Annotated in this window: 22 protein-coding genes; 8 read left to right on the forward strand and 14 right to left on the reverse strand. The window is 69.1% G+C overall.

Annotation, left to right across the window (positions count from 1 at the left end; all coding sequences use genetic code 11):
* Positions 1–70: 70 nt before the first annotated feature.
* Positions 71–1,564 (reverse strand): glycogen synthase GlgA, encoded by a 1,494-nt coding sequence (gene glgA / locus ACWPN7_RS19230; protein ID WP_459196180.1) that lies wholly within the window; start codon positions 1,562–1,564, stop codon positions 71–73.
* 79 nt (positions 1,565–1,643) lie between these two features.
* Entirely contained in the window at positions 1,644–2,915 is a 1,272-nt protein-coding gene (gene glgC, locus ACWPN7_RS19235) for a glucose-1-phosphate adenylyltransferase (protein ID WP_038525668.1), read from the reverse strand.
* A 549-nt stretch (positions 2,916–3,464) separates the two neighbouring features.
* On the opposite strand from glgC, the gene ACWPN7_RS19240 reads away from it, so the two are divergent.
* Positions 3,465–4,781 (forward strand): ammonium transporter, encoded by a 1,317-nt coding sequence (locus ACWPN7_RS19240; protein WP_014238715.1) that lies wholly within the window; start codon positions 3,465–3,467, stop codon positions 4,779–4,781.
* 92 nt (positions 4,782–4,873) lie between these two features.
* Here ACWPN7_RS19240 and ACWPN7_RS19245 read toward each other — a convergent pair whose 3' ends face one another.
* The 3 genes from ACWPN7_RS19245 to ACWPN7_RS19255 all read right to left on the reverse strand — a co-directional run bounded on the left by ACWPN7_RS19245 (position 4,874) and on the right by ACWPN7_RS19255 (position 8,221).
* Positions 4,874–6,112 carry a class I SAM-dependent methyltransferase gene (locus tag ACWPN7_RS19245; protein ID WP_459196090.1) on the reverse strand — a complete coding sequence of 413 codons (1,239 nt, stop codon included), beginning with the start codon at positions 6,110–6,112 and terminating at the stop codon, positions 4,874–4,876.
* 100 nt (positions 6,113–6,212) lie between these two features.
* Positions 6,213–7,064 carry an AraC family transcriptional regulator gene (locus ACWPN7_RS19250; protein WP_103040542.1) on the reverse strand — a complete coding sequence of 284 codons (852 nt, stop codon included), beginning with the start codon at positions 7,062–7,064 and terminating at the stop codon, positions 6,213–6,215.
* A 56-nt stretch (positions 7,065–7,120) separates the two neighbouring features.
* A complete protein-coding gene (locus ACWPN7_RS19255; protein WP_149650080.1) occupies positions 7,121–8,221 on the reverse strand; it encodes an asparaginase in 1,101 nt (366 codons plus the stop codon).
* A 128-nt stretch (positions 8,222–8,349) separates the two neighbouring features.
* Here ACWPN7_RS19255 and ACWPN7_RS19260 point away from each other — a divergent pair, with 128 nt between their 5' ends.
* Positions 8,350–8,934: an RNA methyltransferase gene (locus ACWPN7_RS19260; protein WP_145623014.1), complete on the forward strand. Its 585-nt coding sequence runs from the start codon at positions 8,350–8,352 to the stop codon at positions 8,932–8,934.
* A 50-nt stretch (positions 8,935–8,984) separates the two neighbouring features.
* Here the strand turns inward: ACWPN7_RS19260 and ACWPN7_RS19265 are convergent, their stop codons facing one another.
* The gene (locus ACWPN7_RS19265; RefSeq protein ID WP_103040545.1) at positions 8,985–9,671 is read right to left on the reverse strand and encodes a ChrR family anti-sigma-E factor; all 687 of its coding nucleotides are present in this window, start codon (positions 9,669–9,671) and stop codon (positions 8,985–8,987) included.
* Complete coding sequence (locus ACWPN7_RS19270) at positions 9,668–10,243, reverse strand: sigma-70 family RNA polymerase sigma factor (RefSeq protein WP_103040546.1); 576 nt, start codon at positions 10,241–10,243, stop codon at positions 9,668–9,670. Before ACWPN7_RS19270 ends, ACWPN7_RS19265 begins: the two co-directional genes overlap by 4 nt.
* A gap of 414 nt (positions 10,244–10,657) precedes the next feature.
* On the opposite strand from ACWPN7_RS19270, the gene ACWPN7_RS19275 reads away from it, so the two are divergent.
* The 5 genes from ACWPN7_RS19275 (at position 10,658) to ACWPN7_RS19295 (ending at position 14,399) form a co-directional block, all read left to right on the forward strand.
* Positions 10,658–11,221, forward strand: a complete 564-nt coding sequence (locus tag ACWPN7_RS19275; RefSeq protein WP_407823492.1) for an invasion associated locus B family protein — start codon at positions 10,658–10,660, stop codon at positions 11,219–11,221.
* Positions 11,222–11,299: 78 nt separating this feature from the next.
* Positions 11,300–12,469, forward strand: a complete 1,170-nt coding sequence (gene rlmN / locus ACWPN7_RS19280; RefSeq protein ID WP_459196088.1) for a dual-specificity RNA methyltransferase RlmN — start codon at positions 11,300–11,302, stop codon at positions 12,467–12,469.
* A 27-nt stretch (positions 12,470–12,496) separates the two neighbouring features.
* Positions 12,497–12,733: a DUF805 domain-containing protein gene (locus ACWPN7_RS19285; RefSeq protein ID WP_094301545.1), complete on the forward strand. Its 237-nt coding sequence runs from the start codon at positions 12,497–12,499 to the stop codon at positions 12,731–12,733.
* On the forward strand, positions 12,733–13,044 hold the full coding sequence (locus ACWPN7_RS19290) for a hypothetical protein (RefSeq protein ID WP_114857868.1): 312 nt from the start codon (positions 12,733–12,735) through the stop codon (positions 13,042–13,044). The genes ACWPN7_RS19285 and ACWPN7_RS19290 overlap by 1 nt, the downstream gene beginning before the upstream one ends.
* Positions 13,045–13,163: 119 nt before the next feature.
* A complete protein-coding gene (locus ACWPN7_RS19295; protein WP_459196087.1) occupies positions 13,164–14,399 on the forward strand; it encodes an argininosuccinate synthase in 1,236 nt (411 codons plus the stop codon).
* 78 nt (positions 14,400–14,477) lie between these two features.
* Here ACWPN7_RS19295 and ACWPN7_RS19300 read toward each other — a convergent pair whose 3' ends face one another.
* From ACWPN7_RS19300 to ACWPN7_RS19310, 3 genes are all read right to left on the reverse strand, one after another.
* Complete coding sequence (locus tag ACWPN7_RS19300; protein ID WP_492273415.1) at positions 14,478–16,184, reverse strand: methyl-accepting chemotaxis protein; 1,707 nt, start codon at positions 16,182–16,184, stop codon at positions 14,478–14,480.
* A gap of 184 nt (positions 16,185–16,368) precedes the next feature.
* Positions 16,369–16,803, reverse strand: a complete 435-nt coding sequence (locus tag ACWPN7_RS19305) for a VOC family protein (RefSeq protein ID WP_035669751.1) — start codon at positions 16,801–16,803, stop codon at positions 16,369–16,371.
* A complete protein-coding gene (locus ACWPN7_RS19310; RefSeq protein ID WP_459196086.1) occupies positions 16,804–17,217 on the reverse strand; it encodes a rhodanese-like domain-containing protein in 414 nt (137 codons plus the stop codon). It lies immediately after the preceding gene.
* A gap of 156 nt (positions 17,218–17,373) precedes the next feature.
* On the opposite strand from ACWPN7_RS19310, the gene ACWPN7_RS19315 reads away from it, so the two are divergent.
* Positions 17,374–17,817: a YkvA family protein gene (locus ACWPN7_RS19315; protein WP_137103668.1), complete on the forward strand. Its 444-nt coding sequence runs from the start codon at positions 17,374–17,376 to the stop codon at positions 17,815–17,817.
* A 4-nt stretch (positions 17,818–17,821) separates the two neighbouring features.
* Here ACWPN7_RS19315 and ACWPN7_RS19320 read toward each other — a convergent pair whose 3' ends face one another.
* From ACWPN7_RS19320 to ACWPN7_RS19335, 4 genes are all read right to left on the reverse strand, one after another.
* A complete protein-coding gene (locus ACWPN7_RS19320; RefSeq protein WP_200475416.1) occupies positions 17,822–18,751 on the reverse strand; it encodes a DMT family transporter in 930 nt (309 codons plus the stop codon).
* A 122-nt stretch (positions 18,752–18,873) separates the two neighbouring features.
* Positions 18,874–20,292, reverse strand: a complete 1,419-nt coding sequence (ccmI, locus tag ACWPN7_RS19325) for a c-type cytochrome biogenesis protein CcmI (RefSeq protein ID WP_459196085.1) — start codon at positions 20,290–20,292, stop codon at positions 18,874–18,876.
* Positions 20,292–20,768, reverse strand: a complete 477-nt coding sequence (locus ACWPN7_RS19330; RefSeq protein WP_459196084.1) for a cytochrome c-type biogenesis protein — start codon at positions 20,766–20,768, stop codon at positions 20,292–20,294. The genes ccmI and ACWPN7_RS19330 overlap by 1 nt, the downstream gene beginning before the upstream one ends.
* Positions 20,765–21,301, reverse strand: a complete 537-nt coding sequence (locus ACWPN7_RS19335) for a DsbE family thiol:disulfide interchange protein (RefSeq protein WP_038525709.1) — start codon at positions 21,299–21,301, stop codon at positions 20,765–20,767. Before ACWPN7_RS19335 ends, ACWPN7_RS19330 begins: the two co-directional genes overlap by 4 nt.
* Positions 21,302–21,312: the final 11 nt, after the last annotated feature.

Raw genomic sequence — 21,312 nt, forward strand, 5'->3', positions numbered from 1 at the left:
GCCCTATGGAAAGGCCCCATCCCCGTTCCACTCCTTTCGCGGGAAACGCGGGGGTCGGCCCCGCGCTCTCCTACGCCACCAGAACCGGCGCCACCGCGCGGTATAGCTCCATGTACTCCTCCGCCGGGCCGTGCCAGCCGAAGTCGCGGGTCATCGCGTGCTGCTGCATGGCGTGCCAGCGCTCGGGCTTGCGGTAGAGGGCGGCGGCGCGGCGCAGCGCCCAGGTCAGCTCCTGGACATTGGCGTTGACGAACTGGAAGCCGGTGGCGCTGGCGTCGTTCACCGCCGCCGGGTTGGCGTCCACGATGGTGTCGGCGAGGCCCCCGGTGCGGCGGACCAGCGGCAGGGTGCCGTACTTCAGCGCGTACATCTGGGTCAGGCCGCAGGGCTCCGACCGTGAGGGCACCAGGAACAGGTCGGCGCCGGCCTGGATGCGGTGGGACAGCGCCTCGTCATAGCCGATGCGCACGCCGACCGACTTCGGGTACCAGGTGGCGAGGTGGCGAAAGCCGGCCTCCAGCGCCGGTTCGCCGCTGCCGAGGACGGCGAGCTGGCCGCCCCAGGCGATCCACTGCGACGCCGCCTCCAGCACCAGATCCAGCCCCTTGTGACCGGTCAGGCGGCTGACCACCGCGGCCAGCGGGGCGTCCGCCCGGCGGTCCAGGCCGAAGGTCGCCTGGAGATCGGCCTTGCACAGGTCCTTGCCGCCGAGGTCCGCGGCGCCGTAACGGGCGGCGATGTGCGGGTCGATGGCGGGGTCCCAGATGTCATAGTCCACGCCGTTGAGGATGCCGGTCAGCGCCTCGGCCCGCGTGGCGAGCAGCCCTTCCAGGCCCGAACCGTGCTCCGCCGTCTGGATTTCGTGGGCGTAGGTCGGGCTGACCGTGGTCAGGCGGTCGGAATAGAAGCAGCCGGCCTTGAGGAAGCCGACGCCGCCGTAATACTCGACCCCGTCGATGCGGAAGGCGGCGGACGGCAGGCCGAGGTCGCCCATCATCCAGGCGCCGAACAGGCCCTGGTAGGCGATGTTGTGGATCGTCGTCACCGTGCCCGGCCGGAACGGCCCGGCGAAGCGGTCGGGGCGCAGCTCCAGATAGGCCGGGATCAGCCCGGTCTGCCAGTCGTGCCCGTGCAGCACGTCGGGACGCCACCAGGGGTCGAGGCCGTCCTCCGCCGCGAAGCCCGCCGCGCACCAGGACAGGGCGGCGAAGCGTTCCGCGTTGTCCGGCCAGTCCTTGCCGTCCGGCCCCAGATAGGGGTTGCCGGGCCGATCGTAGAGCGCCGGCGCGTCCAGCACATAGGCCAGCACCCCGTCCGGCATCCGTCCGATCCGCAAGGTCGCCGGGGCGCCGCCGGGCAAATCGGTGCCAGGCAAATCGGTGAGCGGCGTGCCGACCGGCTGCAGGTCGGTCAGCCCGTTCAGCACCGCCGGATAGCCGGGCAGCAGCAGGCGGACCTCGGCTCCGGCGCGGTTCAGGGCGGGGGGCAGGGCGGCGGAAACGTCGGCCAGCCCGCCGGTCTTCACCAGGGGATAGCATTCCGGCGTGACGAACAGGACGCGCATGGAGGCGGGGTCTTTCGGTTTCTTCTTGGTCTTGCTCATCGCCCCCTCGCCCCAGGGGGGCGAAGGGGGATGGGGAGGGTCAGTCCTTGGGCAGGCGGTCGATCATGTCCTGGGTGATCAGGCAGACGCCGCCCTCGCTGCGGTGGAAGCGCTTTGCGTCCAGTTCCGGGTCCTCGCCAACGACCAGCCCCTCGGGGATCACCACGCCGCGGTCGATCACCACCTTGGTCAGGCGGCAGTGGCGGCCGATGTCGACGTCCGGCAGGACCACCGCCTGGTGCAGCTCGCTGAAGGAGTTGACGCGCACCTCGCTGAACAGCAGCGAGTTCTTCACCAGCGAGCCGGAGATGATGCAGCCGCCCGACACCAGGCTGTCCACCGCCATGCCGCGCCGGTTCTCGTCGTCGAAGACGAACTTCGCCGGGGGCAGCTGCTCCTGGTAGGTGAAGATCGGCCACTCGCGGTCGTACATGTTGAGCTGCGGCGTGACGTGGCAGAGGTCGAGGTTGGCCTCCCAATAGGCGTCGATGGTGCCGACGTCGCGCCAGTAGGGCTCGGACTCGTGGCCGTTCAGGATGGCCGAATCGGCGAAGTCGTGGGCCATCACCCGCGCCCCGCTGGTCACCAGATGGGGGATGATGTCCTTGCCGAAGTCGCGCGAGGAGGCGGGATCGTTGAAGTCGCGCTCCAGCTGGTCGTAGAGGAACTGCGCGTTGAAGACGTAGATGCCCATGCTGGCCAGCGACTTGTCCGGGTTGCCCGGCATCGGCGGCGGGTCGGCGGGCTTCTCGACGAAGTCGATGACGCGCTGCGTCTCGTCCACATGCATGACGCCGAAGCCGGTGGCCTGGGGGCGCGGCACCTGGATGCAGGGGATCGTCACATCGGCCTTCTTGGCGATGTGGTCGAGCAGAAGCGCGCCGTAATCCATCTTGTAGATGTGGTCGCCGGCCAGGATCAGGATGTATTCCGGCTCGTGGTCGCGCAGGATGTCCAGGTTCTGGTACACCGCGTCGGCGGTGCCCTGGTACCAGGCGGTCTCGCTGATGCGCTGCTGCGCCGGCAGCAGGTCGCAGAACTCGTTCATCTCGCCGCGGAAGAAGTTCCAGCCGCGCTGCAGGTGGCGCAGCAGGCTGTGCGACTTGTACTGCGTCAGCACGCCGATGCGGCGGAAGCCCGAATTGATGCAGTTCGACAGGGCGAAGTCGATGATCCGGAACTTGCCCCCGAAATAGGTGGCCGGCTTGGCGCGACGGTCGGTCAGCTGCTTCAGCCGGCTGCCCCGACCGCCAGCCAGGACAAGTGCCACGGCGCGGCGCGGCGCCAGCCGCAGATCCCGTTTGTCGAGCATGTGTCTCCCCTTTCGGTTCTCTTTTTTGCTGTCGGCCATCCGGAAGCGTCCGGCGGACCCGTATGGGCGGAGGCCGCTTGTCCCCAGCCCCGTCCGGCTCCGCCGGTTGAGAGGGTGACCGTGCCACATTTCCCGGGGGCGGGCCAATAGGCCGAGGGGAACAGGCCGGAAATAGAGGGGGGCTGCCCAACGGTTGTGCGGAATTCAGACGCATCATTGTGCATAAAAAACAGGCAAGCGCGCGGGAAACGGGCGCGCGACGCCTCAACAGGGGGCAGGCAACCTGCAATCCATGGGCGAATCACGCTGCGGCGCAAGGCTTTGGGTGGTCCGATTTTCTGCTCAATTTCTGGGCAAGGCCGTCCGGCGACTCGGGTCCTATGCTGCTTTGCGGTCATCCGAAAGGCCGCAATCACCGCGATTCCTAGCCCTTTTGGGTTGGCACGCTTCTTGAAGAGAAATCGGCGTACACGGTCCCCTCCCGCCGCCCCGTCTGTACCGGGGACGGGGCGAAACGGGCCAGAAGCATTCGAATAAAGAGGAGCCTCGATGAGCCGTCTCTTCACCCTCGCCGCGCCGACGATGGCGGCGATTCTGGGCTTGGCCGGTCTGCCTGCCGCCGCCCTCGCCCAGGAAGCGGCCGCCGCCGCGGCCGAGCCCACCCTGAGCAGCGGCGACACGGCTTGGATGCTGGTCGCCACGGCGCTGGTTCTGTTCATGACCATCCCGGGTCTGGCCCTGTTCTACGGCGGCATGGTCCGCAAGATGAACGTGCTGTCGGTCGTGATGCAGAGCTTCGCGATCTGCTGCCTGGTCAGCATCCTGTGGTTCTTCGCCGGTTACAGCATCGCCTTCACCGAAGGCACCCCGTATTTCGGCAGCCTTTCGAAGTTCATGCTGGCCGGCATCACCAAGGACAGCCTGACGGGCGTCATTCCGGAGACGATCTTCGTCGTCTTCCAGATGACCTTCGCCATCATCACGCCGGCCCTGATCACCGGCGCCTTCGCCGACCGCATGAAGTTCTCCTCGATGCTGGTCTTCACGGGCCTGTGGTCGCTGATCGTCTACGCGCCGATCACCCACTGGGTCTGGGGTCCGGGCGGCTATCTGGCGGGTGACGGCGTGCTCGATTACGCCGGCGGCACCGTGGTGCACATCAACGCGGGCGTGGCCGGTCTCGTCGCCGCCATCGTGCTGGGCAAGCGCAAGGGCTACCCGAACGAGAACTTCGCCCCGCACAATCTGGTGCTCAGCCTGATCGGCGCCTCGATGCTGTGGGTCGGCTGGTTCGGCTTCAACGCGGGTTCCGCCGTGGCCGCCGACGGCCGCGCGGGCATGGCCATGCTGGTCACGCAGATCGCCGCCGCCACCGCCGCCATGTCCTGGCTGCTGGTCGAGTGGGCCACCAAGGGCAAGCCCTCGGTCCTCGGCATCATCTCCGGCGCCATCGCCGGTCTGGTCGCCATCACCCCGGCCTCGGGCTTCGTCGGTCCGACCGGCGCCCTGGTCATCGGTCTGGCCGCCGGCGTGATCTGCTACTGGGGCGCCACCGGCCTGAAGCGCGCCCTCGGCTATGACGACTCGCTGGACGCCTTCGGCGTGCACGGCGTGGGCGGCATCGTCGGCGCCATCCTGACCGGCGTCTTCGCCCAGGAAGCCATCGGCGGCACCGCCGGCGCCCTGGAAGGCAACGTCGGCCAGATCTGGACGCAGGTCTACGGCATCCTGGCCACCATCGCCTACTCGGCGGTCGGCTCCTTCATCATCCTGAAGGTCATCGACGTGGTGATGGGCCTGCGCGTCGACGAGGACGTCGAGCGCGACGGCCTGGACCTCGCCCTGCACGGCGAGACCATCCACTAAGCACCCTTTTGCAGTCTGGTTGTTTCCTCCATGAACTTCCGCCGCCGGGGCCTCCCGGCGGCGGATTTTTCATTTTGGAAGCGGTGAAGCGCTCAGCGGCGCAGATACATCTTGCCGACGCCGTTCAGCGCCGTGAAAAGCTGCGCGAACTGCGCCAGGAAGGCGTCCCAGGCCAGGGGACCGGCCTTTTCCGCCAGCGCCTGGTGGATGGCCCCCAGGCTGGTCCGCCCGTCCACCCGCGCCAGGATCGGCCCGGCCAGACGGGGCAGGGGCAGTGGGACGACGGCCCTCATCAACTCGGCCTCCAGCACGCCGCCGGGGGGCAGGCCCTTGGCCACCGCGGCGCCGTCGAGGTCGCGCAGCACCGGGACCACCTCCGGCCCGTCGGGGCGGGCGACGGCACCCTCGGCATCCTCGGGACGGACGAGATAGGCGATGTGCTTGGTCATGCTGCCGGTGACCTGCTCGGCCCAGGCGGCGCGCTCCAGCCGGGACAGCCCGTCGAGCCGCTTCAGCACGCGGGGGTCCTTCACCCAGACGGCGGGGTCGTAGCGGTACGGGTCCACCAGCGCGGCGATGGCCAGCCCGCCCGCCGCGGCCAGCTCCGCCAGCTCCGGCACGGTGAAGGGCCGGTCGCAGGAATGCAGCAGCAGGTCGTAGAGGTCGGCGTCGGCCTGTTTGTGGTCGTTGATGAAGGGGTTGCGCAGCAGCCAGTTGGACGTCGGCAGGCGTTCGATCAGCCGGCGGGCCAGCGCCACCTGCTCCTTCGGCGGCAGGTCCGCCGCGATGGTGCGCAGCGCCGCCTGCATGGGATAGACGCCGGTGCGCCCGTACGGCGCGTAGACCATCAGCCCGATCCCGCCACCCGGCTTCAGCGCCCCGGCCAGCGAGCGGACGCCCGCCGCCGGCTCGTCCAGATGGTGCAGCACGCCGCAGCAGTCGATGTAGTCGAACGGCCCCCCCTCCTCCAACAGCGCGCCGAGGTCGAGCAGCGAGCCGCGGCGGAAGTCGATGTTGGTCAGCCCGCGCGCCTTGGCCCGCGCCTCGGCGACGTCCCGCGCGGCGTCGGAGAGGTCGAGGTAGGTGACGCGCCCCGGATTGCCGGCGTCGGCCAGCTGCTGGGCGATCATGATCGTCCCGTCGCCGGTCCCGCCGCCGGCCACCAGCACCCTGAGGGGCCTGGCGTGGTCGAGGCGCCCGCCGAAGACGTTGTGGTTCACCTCGTCCAGATGGCTGGGCGATCCGGTGATCAGGCGCTTTTTCTCGTCGGCGGGGTTGCGCGCGGGATAGGGGAAGGCTTCGTACTGGGCGCGCAGGGTGTCGATGCTCATGGATCGGGCAACCGGTCAGGTGGACGGGTGCCGGACCATAGCATCAATGGAGCGGGCTTGGGGGATGGCGAGGGGAGGAACGCCTCCCCTCCGCCTCCTCTCACGCCAAAGGCAACCGGATCTCCGTCAGCCACTCCTCGGGGGGAAGGGTGCGGGGATTGTTCAGATATTCCTCGACGCAGGGGCGGTCGGCCGGCGCGTGGCCGCTCGACGGCAGCCAGTCGCGGTAGAGCCAACGGTAGGGGCGTTCCAACTCCGCGTAGGGACCCTTGTGGATCAGAACGGCGTGCCGGCCGCCGGGAATGTCAAGTGCGCGAACCGGTCCGTCCCCGGGGATCGGTCCGTCGACCAGCAACGCGGCCTCGGAGCGGAGGCGGTCCGCCGGAACCGACTCCGGGTCGTCGTAATAGAGGGCGAAGGACCGCGTCTCCGGTCCCACGAGGCCGCGGCCCGCGGCCCAGGCGTACAGCCGCTCGAAGGTCGTGCCGATATCCATATAGGGGCCTTGGTGAGCCATGGCGGCCACGCGCAGCGGCGGCAGATCGCGGATGGTGACGTCGTGCATGTTTCGCTCCTCGTCCGGTGGTTGGTCGGGTGGAGGAACCAGGCAGCCTTGCCGCCGGTAGGCACCGGGGCTCAGCCCATAGACCTGCCCGAAGGCGCGGGTGAACGCCTCCACGCTGCCGTAGCCGGCGCGCCGTGCGACCTGCACCATGCCGTCTCCGCCCTTCACGAGGTCGCCTGCGGCACGGTGCAGACGCAGCCGACGCAACGTGTCCGCCGCCGTTTCCCCCGCCATGGCGCGGTAGATGCGGTGGAAATGGTATGGCGAGAAGCAGGCGACGGCGGCCAGCCGTTCCAACTCCAGCGTCTCGTCCAGATGGGCGGCGATGTGGTCGATGACACGCTCGATGCGGCGGCCGTAGTCCAGCAGGGTGTCGGGCTTGGTCATGGGTCCTCCATGCCCGGCACCCTAGCCGAGGGCGGCTTGATCGCGCTTGCGGACCTTCAGCCCTCCGCCGGGCGGACCACGCCGACCTCCAGGCCGTTGCGGTTGGTCACCGGCTGGTTGATGAGCTGGCCGGCCCGCGCCCACTGCTCGTCGGACAGAACCTTGGTGGCGCGGATCAGGGCGGCCAGGGCGACCTCGCGGGCGCGCGGGGTGCCGTCGTCGATCTTCAGGGCGATGCCCAGCCCCTGCTTGGGCAGGACGGCGCAGCCCACGCCCTCGGCCCCGCCCTTGACCAGCACCAGACCGCCCGCCGCCTGCATCATGCCGGTGTCGAAGCTGTCCTTGCCGGCGATCAGGTGCGGGTGCGACCGCCAGGCGCGGCGGATGCGGGCCACCGCCTCGGCGCGGGAGTCGGGCAGGTCCTTGGGGTCGCCGATGCGGGCCATGGCGTAGGCGATGGCGCCCAGCGGGATGCCGATGGTCGGGATGGCGCAGCCGTCGACGCCCCAGGGGGCCTGCGACAGGTCCTGGCCGGTCATCTGCTCCATCACGCCCAGGATGCGCTGCTGCACCGGATGGTCGAAGCGGACATAGCCCTTGGTCGGCTCGCCCTTGTGCAGGGCGGTGGTCAGGAAGCCGGCGTGCTTGCCGGAGCAGTTGTTGTGGAAGGCGGTCGGCGTCTCGCCGTGGCGGATCATCTCGTGGGCGGTCTCGGTGTCGGTCGGCAGATGCGCCCCGCACTCGTAATCGCCCACGGTCAGGCCGATGCGCTTGATCCAGGCCTCCGCGATGCGGGTGTGGCGGATCTCCCCGTGGTGGGAGGAGCAGGCCAGAGCCAGCTCCTGGTCGCCCAGCTCGTAGGCGTCGAGCGCGCCCGTCTCGACCAGCGGGATCGCCTGGATCGACTTGATGGCGGAGCGCGGGTAGACCGGCGCCTGGATGTCGCCCCACTGGGCCAGCACACGCCCGTCGGAATCGACGATGCAGGCGCGCCCGCGATGGACGGATTCCACCATGCCGCCGCGCGTCACCTCGACGAGGATCGGCGCCTCCGGCGGTCCGGACAGGTCGGCGTGCCCCTCGGCGGGGGTGTGAGGGGCGGCGTGGCCGTGGTGGTCACCGTGGCCGCCGCAGCAGGAGGAATGGTCGTGGCTCATGGGTGGAGAGCTTGCCTCTCTCCGGGTCGCGAGGCAAGGTGTCGCACCATCGGACCCGCCGGATCATGGCCAATTCGCGGCCGATCCGTGGTGTGTGCGGGCCGAAACTACGAGTGATTGTGCAAGCCATGCGTGGATATTTCGCCATCGGGGTGGAGCGGATCAGCAAGCCGGGCAACGTCGGCAACCTGATGCGCTCCGCCCACGCCTTCGGCGCCTCCTTCTTCTTCGCCATCGACCCGGAACCCGACCTGCACGAGGCGCACATCGTCGACACTTCCGGCGCGTCGGAGCATCTGCCGCTCTATGTCTACGACCGGGTGGCCGATCTGGCGCTGCCCAAGGACTGCCAGCTCGTCGGCGTGGAACTGACCGAGGACGCGGTGGAGCTGCCCAGCTTCCGTCACCCGACGCGCGCCGCCTATGTGCTGGGGCCGGAGCGCGGCAGCCTGTCCGAACCGCTGCTGGAGCGCTGCGACTTCACGGTGAAGATCCCGATGAAGTTCTGCATCAACGTCGGGGTGGCCGGCGCCCTGGTGATGTACGACCGGATGATCAGCCTGGGCCGCTTCGCCGAACGCCCGGTGCGCGTCGGCGGCCCGACCGAGCCGCTGCGCGATCACCAGCACGGCCGCCAGATCATGCGCAACCCGGAGCGCCGCCGCCGCATGCGCGGCATCCAGAAGCCGGTGATCGTCCGCGACGATGAGTGATGTCGTCCGCGACGATGAGTGATGTCGTCCGCGCCGACGGGTGATCCGGCTCAGAATTTCACAAACGGGTTGAGGATCAGCCCCAGCGCGCCGGTGAAATGAAGCGGCGCGTCGGTCACCGCCAGACACAGGCAGCCCTCCTCGTCGGCCACCGGGCGGTGGCGCACGGAGTCGTCGGCGACGGACAGGTCGCCGCGGGCGAACTGTCCCAGATCGTCGGTGAAGCCGCCGTCCAGCACCAGCGTCAGCTCGATCCCGCGGTGGGTGTGGTGGGGCGGCCCGACGCCGCTGGCCAGCCGCATCAGCCGGGCCTTGCCGCGGCGTTCGGAATCATAGCTGGAGCCGGACCCCAGCGGGATGTCGTAGCAGTCCATGCCGCGCATCAGCCGCTTCCAGGGCAGGCGCGACAGGTCGTTGCCGACATAGCGGCGCAGCGGTTCGGGCAGCAGCGGCACCTCGGCCGGCTGGCAGACCAGCTTCGGCCGGGGCGCGCGGGGCAGGGGCGGCAGGTCGTCCAGCCGGGCCAGCACCGTCTCCAGGCAGGCGGGGTCGACCTCCTCCGGCTCGATGCTCTCCAGCAGGGCGCCGCCGACCGCCTCCATCTCGGCGACGTTCAGACGGCAGCAGGGGCACAGCGCCAGATGGGTCGCCACGATCAGGGACGCCGCCTCGCCCAGAGCGCCGCCGGCGTAGTCGATCAGCAGGGTGTCGCCGGGATGGTGGGTGGGCACGGTCATCGGGAGTCCCTCATGGCCTTGCGCAGCCGCTCCATGGCCAGCCGCAGGCGCGACTTGACGGTGCCCAGCGGAATGCCCTGTTCAGCGGAGATCAGGCTGTGCGGCTTGTCCTCGAAATAGGCCAGACGCAGCAGGTCGGCCTGCTCCGGCGGCAGGGTCCTCAGCGCGGCCCGCAGGCGTCCCGCGGTCTCCCGCGCCGCCACCCCGTCGTCGGCGCTTTCCATCGGGTCGGGCACCAGTGTGGGGTCGGCGGGGTCGATCTCGGGCCGCTGTTCCCGCCGCAGCGCGTCGATCCGACGGTTGCGGGCGATGGTGAACACCCAGGTGGCGGCGGACGCCTGGGTCGGGTCATAGGTTTCCGCGCGGCGCCACACCAACAGCATCACGTCCTGCACCAACTCCTCCGCACCGCCCGCGTCGCAGCCCTGGCGGCGCAGATAGGCCTTCAACCGCGGGGCGAAATGGCCGAACAGCGCCGCGAAGGCCGCGCGGTCGCGGTCCCGCCCGACCGCGGTCAGCAGCTCTTCGAAGGTCCGGTCGGCGCCGGCGGCTGGGGAACCAAGATCCTGCATCCACGTCTTCGGGCACGTCTTCGGGGGCGCCGTCTCTGCGCGCATGGGCTTTGCGCAAGATGGCAAGCCCCGCAACACATGGTGCGCGGAGCGCCCCGCTGCAAAGCGTGTTTGGCGCTCCCCCGCGTCCTGTGCGCAGTCGTCTGCTCGGGCGGCCAAGGGTGTCATGGGGGCTGCGACGTTCCGTCGGGCGTTGGACTTGAGGTTCGATGGGTCTTCTACGCACCCCGCATGCCATCGGATCACCGGCTTTCGATACGAAATCGAGCGATCGATTGCAGGACCGGCCGTCGGGACAACCCGTGACTTCGCCGCCGGGACGGGGCGGCGGCCCTGGAAAGCCTCACCGAATTGGGGTAGGGTCCGACCCACTCCCGAACCCGTCCGCGAAACCATTCGAGCCTTCGCCAACCGATGTTGCCCATCCGCACCATCCGTCGCACCGCCGGCGCCGCTCTGCTTCTGGCCGGTCCGATCCTCGCCGCCGCCGTCACCATGGGCACCGTCACCACGGCCTCGGCCGCCGACCCGCGCCTGCTGGGGACCTTCAAGGACTGGAACGCCTTCGCCTTCGACGAGGGCGGGCACAAGGTCTGCTACCTGTCCAGCCAGCCCAAGAAGAAGGAACCCGCCGCGGCCAAGCGCGGGGACATCTATGTGCTGGTGACCCACCGCCCGGCGGAGAAGGCGCTGGACGTCGTCAGCGTCGTCGTCGGCTATCCCCTGAAGAAGGACAGCGAGTCCACGCTGGACGTGGCCGGCAAGTCCTTCAAGCTGTTCACCGACGGCGAGACCGCCTGGGCGCGCGACGCCGACACCGACAAGGCCGTCACCGCCGCGATGCGCGACGCCAAGGGCAAGTCCATGGTGGTGAAGGGTGTTTCGGGCCGCGGCACGAAGACCACCGACACCTACAGCACCGACGGCTTCGCCCAGGCTTACGACGCGATCAACCAGGCCTGCGGCGTGAAGCGCTGAGCAGCGCTGCTCTTTTCACTTGGTCGCTCCTCGTTTCGTCTTTTGACTCCTGACGCTCGTGGCCCTATTTAGGGGGCCATGAGCGCCTCCAACCATGCTGCTGCCTTTGCCCTGCCGGCTGTTGACGCCGACGGGCGCAAGAACCTTGTCGGCCTGTCCCGCGACGAGCTGGAAGCCGAAATGCTGTCCGTCGGCCTGGAGAAATTCCGGGCCCGCCAGCTCTGGCACTGGATCTACCACCGCGGAGCCACCGACTTCGCGGTGATGACCACGCTCGCCAAGCCGGTGCGCGAGAAGCTGGCGGAGAGCTACGCCGTGGCCCGCCCGACGATCGTGCGCGACCTGAAATCGGTGGACGGCACGCGCAAGTGGCTGCTGCGCATGCCCGACGGGCAGGAGGTGGAGAGCGTCCACATCCCCGAGGAGGACCGCGGCACGCTCTGCGTCTCCTCGCAGGTCGGCTGCACGCTGACCTGCCGCTTCTGCCACACCGGCACGCAGCGTCTGGTGCGCAACCTCGACGCCTCGGAGATCGTGGCGCAGGTCATGCTGGCCCGCGACGCGCTCGGCGAATGGCCGGCGCCGCCGGACGGGCGGATGATCTCCAACATCGTCATGATGGGGATGGGGGAGCCGCTCTTTAACTACGAGAACGTCGCCAAGGCGCTGAAGATCGTCATGGACGGCGACGGGATTTCGATCTCGAAGCGCCGCATCACGCTCTCGACCTCCGGCGTCGTCCCGGCCATGAAGCGCTGTGGCGAGGAGTTGAACGTCAACCTCGCTGTCAGCCTGCACGCCGTGACCGACGAGCTTCGCGACATCATCATGCCCATCAACCGGAAATACCCGTTGAAGGAGCTGATGGACGCCTGCCGCAACTACCCCGGCCTGAACAACGCGCGGCGCATCACCTTCGAATACGTGATGCTGAAGGGCGTCAACGACAGCCCGGCGGACGCCCGCGCCCTGGTCAAGTTGCTGGAAGGCATCCCGTCGAAGATCAACCTGATCCCCTTCAACCCCTGGCCGGGCGCCCCCTACGAGCGTTCGACCGACCGGGCGATCCAGGTCTTCGGTGACATCGTCAACAACGCCGGCTACGCCAGCCCCGTCCGCACCACCCGCGGCGAGGACATCATGGCCGCCTGCGGCCAGTTGAAGAGCGCGTCCGTCCGCCTGTCCGCCGCCGACCGCGCCGCCATCGAGAAGGTGCTGGCCGAGAAGGACGCGGCGCTGGCCGGATAAGGCCGGACCTATCCCTGGGAGTGCTCCGTGCCTGAGTTCGCCGTCGATCCCGGCCTGATCCTGTTCCTGTTCAACGCCGCGGCGGTCTGGCCGCTGATGCGCATCTTCCGCCGGGCGGGCTTCTCGCCCTGGTGGGCGTTGGTGATCTTCGTGCCGGTGATCGGGCTGGTCGGCGTGCTGGGGCTGCTGACGATGCGGCGCTGGCCGGCGCGGGTCCTGGTCGACGGGCCGGCGCGTCCGCGCAAGGCGCGGAGGGCCGCGTGATGGAGATGCTCGATTCCGTCGTCGCCCTGCTCAACGCCGTCTATTGGCAGCCCTGGGCGGCGATCATGTCCACCGACCCGTGGACGGCCAACCTCGTCATGGCGATCCTGCTGATGCTGAAGCTGATCTTCGGCGGCTGGGTGCTGGCCAAGGGCGGGCGCAGCCCGCTGTGGGCGCTGGTTCTGCTGATCAACGGGGCGGACATCCTGGCGATGTGGCTCTACGCCTACATCCGCTGGCCTTTCGTGGACCGGGCGCCCGCCCGCCCCGCCGCAGAGAGCACCGTTGCGGCCGACGCCGGGACGGATTAAGTGCCCCAGCCCTCTCCCCTCTGGGGAGAGGTGACTTATGAGCGGGACCGATTGATTCGCATCGGTCGTAGGGCTACTGTCCGGCACCGATATTTTTCCCCACCCGCGTGAGTAGTCCCATGAGCGGTGCGTCCGGCAAACAGATCAAGAAAGTGGTGCTCGCCTATTCGGGCGGCCTCGACACCTCGGTGATCCTGAAGTGGCTCCAGGAAACCTATCAATGCGAGGTGGTGACCTTCACCGCCGACCTCGGCCAGGGCGAGGAGCTGGAGCCGGCGCGCAAGAAGGCCGAGCTTCTGGGCATCAAGCCGGAAAACATCTTCATCGACGACCTGCGCGAAGAGTTCGTGCGGGACTTCGTGTTCCCGATGTTCCGCGCCAACACCCTCTATGAGGGCACCTACCTGCTCGGCACCTCGATCGCCCGGCCACTGATCGCCAAGCGCCAGATCGAGATCGCCAACCAGGTCGGCGCCGACGCCGTGGCCCACGGCGCCACCGGCAAGGGCAACGATCAGGTCCGCTTCGAGCTGGGCTACTACGCGCTCCGCCCGGACATCAAGATCATCGCCCCGTGGCGCGAGTGGGATCTGAACAGCCGCACCCGGCTGATCGACTACGCCGAGAAGAATCAGATTCCGATCGCGAAGGACAAGCGCGGCGAGGCCCCGTACTCCACCGACGCCAACCTCCTGCACATCTCCTACGAGGGGAAGGCGCTTGAGGACCCGTGGGTCGAGCCGTTCGAGGACATGTACACCCGCTCCGTCGCCCCGGAGAAGGCCCCGGACACTCCGACCTACGTCGAAGTCGAGTTCAAGCGCGGCGACGCCGTGGCGATCGACGGCAAGGCCCTGTCCCCGGCGGCCCTGCTGACCGAGCTGAACCGCCTGGGCGGCGAGAACGGCATCGGTCGCCTCGACCTCGTCGAGAACCGCTATGTCGGCATGAAGTCGCGCGGCGTGTACGAGACCCCGGGCGGCACCATCCTGCTGGCCGCCCACCGCGCGATGGAGAGCATCACGCTCGACCGCGGCGCCGGCCATCTGAAGGATGAGCTGATGCCGCGCTACGCCGAGCTGATCTACTGCGGCTACTGGTTCAGCCCGGAGCGGCTGGCGCTCCAGGCGCTGATCGACCAGACCCAGGATCCGGTGAACGGCGTGGTCCGCCTGAAGCTGTTCAAGGGCAACGTCACGGTCGTCGGCCGCAAGTCGCCGAACAGCCTCTACCGCATGGACTATGTGACGTTCGAGGAAGACAGCGTCTACAACCAGAAGGACGCGGAAGGCTTCATCAAGCTGAACGCGCTCCGCCTGCGTCTGGGCGCCATGGCCCGCGCGAACGTCAAGTAAGCGCGAGACCGTTGTGAACGTGGAACGAGGGGGCTTCGGCCCCCTCGTTTCGTTTCGGGCGATGGCTGCGTGGTGCGCTCACGCCGCCCGGATGTTGACGAGGAAGCGCTCGACCTCCAGGCGGAGCGTTTCCGCCTGCCGGCTGAGTTCCTCGGCCGACGACAGCACCTGGGAGGCCGCCGACCCGGTCTCCACCGCGGCCTGATGGACCTGGACGATGCTGCCGGATACCTCCGTCGTGCCGTGGGCGGCCTGCTGGACGTTGCGGGCGATCTCACCCGTGGCCGCGCCCTGTTCCTCCACCGCGGCGGCGATGGTGGTGGCAATGCCGTTGATCTCGCCGATCGTTCCGCCGATGGTCTTGATGGCGCGGACGGTATCGGTGGTCACCCCTTGGATCGTCTGGATCTGGGTGGCGATCTCCTCGGTCGCCTTGGCCGTCTGGTTGGCCAGCGACTTGACCTCCGAGGCCACCACGGCGAAGCCCTTGCCGGCCTCCCCGGCGCGCGCGGCCTCGATGGTGGCGTTGAGCGCCAGCAGGTTGGTCTGGTCGGCGATGGCCTTGATGAGCCCGACCACCTCGCCAATCTTCTGACCGGCCTCCGCCAATCCCTGGACCGTCCGGTCGGTGCGGGCCGCCTCCTCCACGGCGTTGCCGGCGATGGTGGTGGAGGTCGCGACGTGGCGGCCGATCTCGGTGATGGAGGCGGACAGCTCTTCGGTGGCGCCGGCGACCGCCTGGACGTTGGTGGTCGCCTGCTCCGACGCGGCGGCGACCGTTGACGCCTGCCGGCTGGTCTCCTCGGCGGTGGACGACATGGACTCCGCGGTGGCGCGCATCTCGGTGGCGGCGGAGGCCAGCATCTTCAGCGTCGCGTGCACCGTGCTGTCGAAACCGACGATGTATTTTTCCACGAGCGCCTGCCGGGCTTCCTTGCGGGCCTGCTCCTGGCGCTGCTCCTCCTCCATCCGGCGGTTCGCGACGGCGGAATCCTTGAAGACGGCCAGCGAGCGGGCGAGCGTGCCGACCTCGTCCATCCGGTCCGTGCCGTCGACGGTGATGCCGAGATCGCCCTTGGCGAGGCGCTGCATCAGTTCGGCCATGGCGCGCAGCGGGCCGACCACGCGGAACAGCGTCGTCGTCACGGCGAAGGCGGCGGCCAGCACGCCGAGCAGCACCGCGATCCCCAGGATCCAGCGGGAGGTGTCGTAAGCGGCGTTGGTCCGCTCGTACACCGCCTCGGCCTCCTTCAACTGCAGGTCGACCAGCTTGCCGACGGCCGCCGCCACCGGGTCGATGCTGGGGTAGAGCGTGGACACCGCGAAGGTGTCCAGCGCGGCCTGATCCTTGGCCTGCATCAGCGCGCGGGCGGTCGTCGCGGCGGCGCGCGCCTTGCCCATGTGGCGTTCGGCCTCGTTCGCCAGCTCCTTTTCGCGGGCGTTCATCGAGGTGGCCGTGAAGGCCGACCAGCGCGTCGCGATCTCGCCGAGCGCGGCATCGATGGATTTGAGACCGCCTTCCCACGTCTCGGCGCCGCCGCGCACCTTGTGCGTGGTGTCGACGATGTTGACGGCGAACATGTCGGAAACAACCTTCAGGTCGCGCAGCGGGACGACGCGGTCCTTGAACACCGTCTCCATGCCCTGATGCGACTGCCCAAGGGCCAGCCAGCCGGTGGCCGCAATCGCTAAAAGAAAGAAGCACAGAACTGAGAGGGCAACCAAAAGGCGTGCTTTGACCGTAGACATCGGCTCGTTCCACGATGCGTTGACGTTGCAGTTCATCGCATCGTGGATGATACATATTAATATTGGGATACATTTTAACGAAAATATATTTCGTCAAAATGTAACATTTCTCGTTTTCGAACGACACCGTCATGGGTGTCATGACGGTGTCTTGCTCTGAACGGTGTCAAACGCTTCCACCACATCTTCGAGCAAAGATTGCAAGCGGGCGATGTGCCGCTCACCCCTCCAGCTTGAAGCTTCCGTCCTCGCCCAGCGCGGCGAAGGGGTTCCAGGCGACCTCCCAGGGGTGGCCGTCCGGATCGGCGAAATAACCGCTGTAGCCGCCCCAGAAGACGTCCTGCGCCGGCTTCAGGATGCGTCCGCCGGCCCGCTCGGCCTGGGCCATGACGGCGTCCACCTCCGCCTTGCTGCGCAGGTTGTGGGCCAGCGTGATGCCGCCGAAGCCCGAGGTCGGGCCGGACTCCGCCAGATGCGCGTCCTCGGCCAGCGCCTCCCGCCCGAACAGGGCGAGCGCCACGCCGCCCAGCTGGTAGAAGGTGATGGCGTCCTGGCTGACCGGGGAGGGGGTCCAGCCCAGCCCCTCCTCGTAGAAGCGGCGGCTGCGCGCGAGGTCGGCGACGCCCAGCGTGATCAGGCTGACTCTCTGTTCCATTCAGCTGCCCTTCCGTTCCATGGCGGGCGGCATGGCGACGGGCAGCCCGGCCTCCTTCCAGCCCTTGAATCCGCCTTCGAGGTGGCAGACGTTCTCCAGCCCCATCGACTGCACGGTGTCGGTGGCGAGCGCCGAGCGCCAGCCGCTGGCGCAGTAGAAGACGAAGCGCTTGCCCGACGCGAAGACCGGCTTGTGATAGGGGCTGTCCGGGTCCACCCAGAATTCCAGCATGCCGCGGGTGGCCGGGAAGGCGCCGGGGATCATGCCGTCGCGCGTCAGCTCGCGCGGGTCGCGGATGTCCACGAACACTACGTCGGGGTCGCCGTGCAGGGACAGCGCCTCCTGCGGCGTGATCGCCTGGATGCGGGCGTTCGCTTCGGCCAGCAGTTCCTTGTAGCCCTTCTTCATCGGCATGGTGGTTTCCTCCTTCTGACCCTTTGGCCGTAGTCGAACCCTTGGCGGGACCGTTGGCGCGTCTGCGCTGTTGTCACTCCACGCAACTGTGCAACAGGCCGCCCCGCCCGGTCCACCGGGAAGGGCGGTAAGGCCAGGGGGAGCCCAGGGAAAGCCATGCCGATCGCCACCGACGGACCCACCGAAGCCGCCGCCGCTTTGCCCGCCGTCATCGACCCCGTCCGCGTGGAGCGGAACGAGCGCTACGTCCGCCGCCGCTTTTGGAACACGCTGCGCGCCAACCTGCACCGCATTCCCTTCCTGGAGCAGGCGCTGGCCGCCTTCTTCTGCGCGACCGACCCGCAGACTCCCTTCAAGGCGAAGGCGATCCTGATGGCGGCGCTGGCCTATTTCGTGCTGCCCGCGGATTCGATCCCGGACTGGCTGATCGCGGTCGGCTTCGTGGACGACGCGGCGGTGCTGGCGACCGCCGTCCATGCGGTGCGGAGCAATCTGAAGCCCGAGCATGAGGAGCGTGCCCGCGCCGCCCTGCGCAAGGAGCAGCAAATGAAGCCTGCCGCGGGTGACGCTTCCGGGATGAAGCCCGCCGGAAACGGCTGACGGCTTACGCCTTGGCCGCGCTCCGCTCAGCGCGCGACTGCGCGGCGTCGCGATGCGCGGTGTAGAGGGCGGAGGCGGCGATCACCCCGGCCCCGACCCAGCCCCAGACGTCCATGGCCTCGCCGAACAGCGGCCAGGCGAGCAGGGCGGTGAAGGGCAGGCGGGCGTAGTCGTAGGGCATCATCGCCGAGGCCGGCGCCAGCTTGAAGGCGCGGGTCATCGCCAACTGTCCCAGGGTCAGGATGCCGCCCAGCAGGACGAGCCAGCCGAGCGCCGTCCAGCTCGGCCACTCCCATACGAACAGCGCCGGCACCAGCGCCATCGGGGTCAGGAACAGCCCCATGTAGGCGACCACCACCATCACCCCGTCGGAGGTCGCCAGCGCCCGCACCTGGAGCGTGGTTATGGCGGCGGCAACGCAATGCAGGAGCATGACCAGGATCGTCGGGTCCAGGGTGGCGTCGTCGGGGCGGATGACGATCATCACCCCGGCCAGCCCGACCAGAACGGCGGCCCAGCGCCGCGCCCGCACCGTCTCGTTCAGGAACAGCGCGGCCCCGGCGGTGACGAAGAGGGGAATGGTGAAGCTGAGCGCCGTGGCGTCCGGCAGCGGCATGTGGGTGACGCTGTAGAACCAGCACAGCATCGCCACCAGACTGGTCGCCGACCGCGAAGCGTAGAGCCCCGCCCGTCCGGTGCGCAGCCGCCCCAGCCCGACCGCCGCGATCCAGGGCAGCATGAACATCAGGCTGAACAGGTTGCGGAAGAAGACGATTTCGAAGGGGTGAAGCTCGCCGCTGACGTGGCGGATCATCGCGTTGCCGATGGCGATGAACAGGGCGGCCCCCAGCATCCAGAAGGCCGCCTCCAGCGGCTTTCCCGCCATGCCGGGGCCGGTGGCGGGACCTTTGGCGGTGAGCGCGTGGGTGGGCAATCGGTCGCGTCCCTGGCGGATCGGCCTGCGGGTGGCGCTCCATTGCCGGAAACGCCACCCCAGCGTGCATCGCTATCCTGCTCTTCGGACCGGTCCGGGTGCAAGGGACATTCGGGAGAGGATCAGCCGCCGGCCTTCAGCGACTCGAGGCGGGCGCGAATCAGCGTGTATTCCGGCTCCTCCGGCTTGAACTGGGCCAGCAGGCGGTTCCACAGGTCGGTGGCTTCGGCGGTCTGGCCGACGCCCGCGGCGTTCAGGCCGAGCAGCCAGAGCGCGTCTCGGTTGTCGGGTTCGGCCGCCAGCGCCTGACGGAGCGAGGCGACGGCCTCCTCCGGCATCGGGCCGGGCTTGCTGCTCCGCGGCTCCGCCGACAACAGAGCGGAGGCGTAGGCGACCAGCACGTCGGGCCGCTGGGGCGCCCGCTCCCGCGCCTTGCGGGCGGCGTCGATGGCTTTCGCCGACTCGCCCATCACGCCGTAGGAGCGCGACAGCCGCAGCCAGCCGTCCACGTCGTCCGGGTTGGCCTCCAGCCGGGCGGCCAGCCCGTCGACCATGCCGCGGATCATCTGCTGCTGGTCCTCGCCCTCGGTTTGGCCCTGGCCCTGGTTTTGGGCGACCGGCGGCTGTTGCTGGGCGGGCAGCGGTTCCGGCGTCACCTTGGCCGGGTCGAGGTTCAGCGCCTTGGCGGCCTCCGCGATCTGCGTCCGGACGATCGGCACCCAGGGCGCGTCGGCGTGGGACTCGGCGAGCAGGGCGCTCCAGCGCTCCAGCGCGTCCTTGCTGTCGCCGGCCTGGAAACGGGCCAACGCGGCGTAGAAGCGGGCGCGCGGCTCCGTCGGGTCCTTCGCCAGCACGCGGTCGAAGGTCTTGCGGGCCTCGTCCGGCACGGTGCCGCCGTTGGCCGAGATCAGGACCTCGCCGTAGCTGCCGAGAAGCTCCAGATCGTCGCCGGCCAGGGCCACCGCCTTGCCCAGCGCGTCGGCGGCCTCGGGCAGGCGGCCCATCTTGGCGTAGGCTTGGCCGAGGATGGCCCAGCCCTGCGGGTCGTCGGGGGTCTCGGCGAGCTGGGCCTTCAGCTTGTCCATCGCCGCCAGCACGTTCTTCGGCGGCCCGCCGCGCTCATGGTCGAGATTGCGCGAGGCCAGCGGCTGGGCCGGCAGCTCCGGACGGCCCAGCTTGCCATAGACGGCCAGCGTGCCGAGCGGCAGCAGGACGGCCAGCAGGGCGGCCAGCGCCATCGCGCTGCGCGGGGCGCGGGCGGCGGGCACCTTACCCTTCGCACCATCCTTGGCATTGCCCTTGCCGCGGTCGGCGATGGCCAGCATGCGGCGGCCGATCTCGGCGCGGGCGGCGGCGGCCTGCGCCTCGCTGATCAGGCCGCGGCCCTGGTCGCGCTCCAGCTCGCCGAGCTGATCACGGTAGACCTCCAGGTCGTAGGCGGCGCGCTCCTCGGCGGCTCCCTCGGGCTTCCTCAGCAGCGGCGGCACGATCAGCAGCACCACGGCCGCCGTCAGGGCGGCGGCGACGATCCAGAACAGCATCAGGCTTTGTCCTTGCGGAGCAGGGCGTCGAGGCGCCGCCGCTCGTCCTCGGTCAGCGGGGCGGTGTCGCCGCCCGCGGCAACGGCGGCTCCCTTCCGCCCGCGCAGGTACAGGGCCGTGGCGACGCCGCCGATGGCCAGGACCACGAAGGGGCCGATCCACAGGAACAGCGTCGTCGCCTTGAAGGGCGGGCGCAGCAGCACATAGTCGCCGTAGCGGTCGGTGACGAAGCTCAGCACCTGCTGGTTGCTGTCGCCGGCGGTCAGCCGCTCGCGGACCAGCACGCGCAGGTCGCGGGCGAGCGGCGCGTTGGAATCGTCGATCGACTGGTTCTGGCAGACGAGGCAGCGCAGATCCTTGCTGATCTCACGGGCGCGGCCTTCCAGCGCCGGGTCCTTCAGCACCTCGTCGGGCTGGACGGCGGAGGCGGTGACCGGGGTCAACGCCAGCAGGACAGCGAGAAGGAAGGCTCTCACGACGCGCTCCGCAGATGCTTGACCATGGGCAGGATCTGCTCCTCGACCACCTGCGGGGTCAGGGGGCCGACATGCTTGAAGCGGATGCGGCCCTGGCGGTCGAGCAGGAAGGTCTCCGGCACGCCGTAGACGCCCCAGTCGATGGACACGCGGCCGTCCAGGTCGACACCGATGCTGGCGTAGGGGTCGCCGTTGCGGTTCAGCCAGGCGATGGCGTCCTCCGCCTTGTCCTTGTGGTTGATGCCGCGCACCGTCACGCCCTGCTCGCGGGCCAGACGGGTGATGATCGGGTGCTCGGCCTTGCACGGGATGCACCAGGAGGCGAACACATTCACCAGCGTGACGTCGCCCTTCAGCGTCGCGTTGGACAGCCCTTCCTTGTAGCCCGGCAGCGGCGGCAGCGAGAATTCCGGCGCCGGCTTGTCGATCAGGGCGGAGGGGATGTCGCGCGGGTCGCGGTCGAACCCGCGCAGGAAGGCCACGCCGACACCGACGAACAGCAGCAGCGGCAACAGATAGATCAGGCGGCGCATCGGAAGCGTGT

The sequence above is a fragment of the Azospirillum sp. UENF 312511 genome (genome assembly GCF_058780635.1).

Bases quoted from the DNA above. Each gene is read 5' to 3' on its own strand.
- ACWPN7_RS19295 (WP_459196087.1), top strand. From the start codon at position 13,164: ATGAGCGGTGCGTCCGGCAAACAGATCAAGAAAGTGGTGCTCGCCTAT.
- glgA (WP_459196180.1), bottom strand. From the start codon at position 1,564: ATGCGCGTCCTGTTCGTCACGCCGGAATGCTATCCCCTGGTGAAGACC.
- ACWPN7_RS19250 (WP_103040542.1), bottom strand. From the start codon at position 7,064: ATGACCAAGCCCGACACCCTGCTGGACTACGGCCGCCGCATCGAGCGT.
- ACWPN7_RS19265 (WP_103040545.1), bottom strand. From the start codon at position 9,671: ATGACCGTGCCCACCCACCATCCCGGCGACACCCTGCTGATCGACTAC.
- ACWPN7_RS19315 (WP_137103668.1), top strand. From the start codon at position 17,374: ATGCCGATCGCCACCGACGGACCCACCGAAGCCGCCGCCGCTTTGCCC.
- ACWPN7_RS19305 (WP_035669751.1), bottom strand. From the start codon at position 16,803: ATGGAACAGAGAGTCAGCCTGATCACGCTGGGCGTCGCCGACCTCGCG.
- ACWPN7_RS19310 (WP_459196086.1), bottom strand. From the start codon at position 17,217: ATGCCGATGAAGAAGGGCTACAAGGAACTGCTGGCCGAAGCGAACGCC.
- glgC (WP_038525668.1), bottom strand. From the start codon at position 2,915: ATGCTCGACAAACGGGATCTGCGGCTGGCGCCGCGCCGCGCCGTGGCA.
- ACWPN7_RS19245 (WP_459196090.1), bottom strand. From the start codon at position 6,112: ATGAGCATCGACACCCTGCGCGCCCAGTACGAAGCCTTCCCCTATCCC.
- ccmI (WP_459196085.1), bottom strand. From the start codon at position 20,292: ATGCTGTTCTGGATCGTCGCCGCCGCCCTGACGGCGGCCGTGGTGCTG.
- rlmN (WP_459196088.1), top strand. From the start codon at position 11,300: ATGAGCGCCTCCAACCATGCTGCTGCCTTTGCCCTGCCGGCTGTTGAC.
- ACWPN7_RS19260 (WP_145623014.1), top strand. From the start codon at position 8,350: ATGCGTGGATATTTCGCCATCGGGGTGGAGCGGATCAGCAAGCCGGGC.
- ACWPN7_RS19275 (WP_407823492.1), top strand. From the start codon at position 10,658: ATGTTGCCCATCCGCACCATCCGTCGCACCGCCGGCGCCGCTCTGCTT.
- ACWPN7_RS19255 (WP_149650080.1), bottom strand. From the start codon at position 8,221: ATGAGCCACGACCATTCCTCCTGCTGCGGCGGCCACGGTGACCACCAC.
- ACWPN7_RS19335 (WP_038525709.1), bottom strand. From the start codon at position 21,301: ATGCGCCGCCTGATCTATCTGTTGCCGCTGCTGCTGTTCGTCGGTGTC.
- ACWPN7_RS19290 (WP_114857868.1), top strand. From the start codon at position 12,733: ATGGAGATGCTCGATTCCGTCGTCGCCCTGCTCAACGCCGTCTATTGG.
- ACWPN7_RS19300 (WP_492273415.1), bottom strand. From the start codon at position 16,184: ATGAACTGCAACGTCAACGCATCGTGGAACGAGCCGATGTCTACGGTC.
- ACWPN7_RS19270 (WP_103040546.1), bottom strand. From the start codon at position 10,243: ATGCAGGATCTTGGTTCCCCAGCCGCCGGCGCCGACCGGACCTTCGAA.
- ACWPN7_RS19240 (WP_014238715.1), top strand. From the start codon at position 3,465: ATGAGCCGTCTCTTCACCCTCGCCGCGCCGACGATGGCGGCGATTCTG.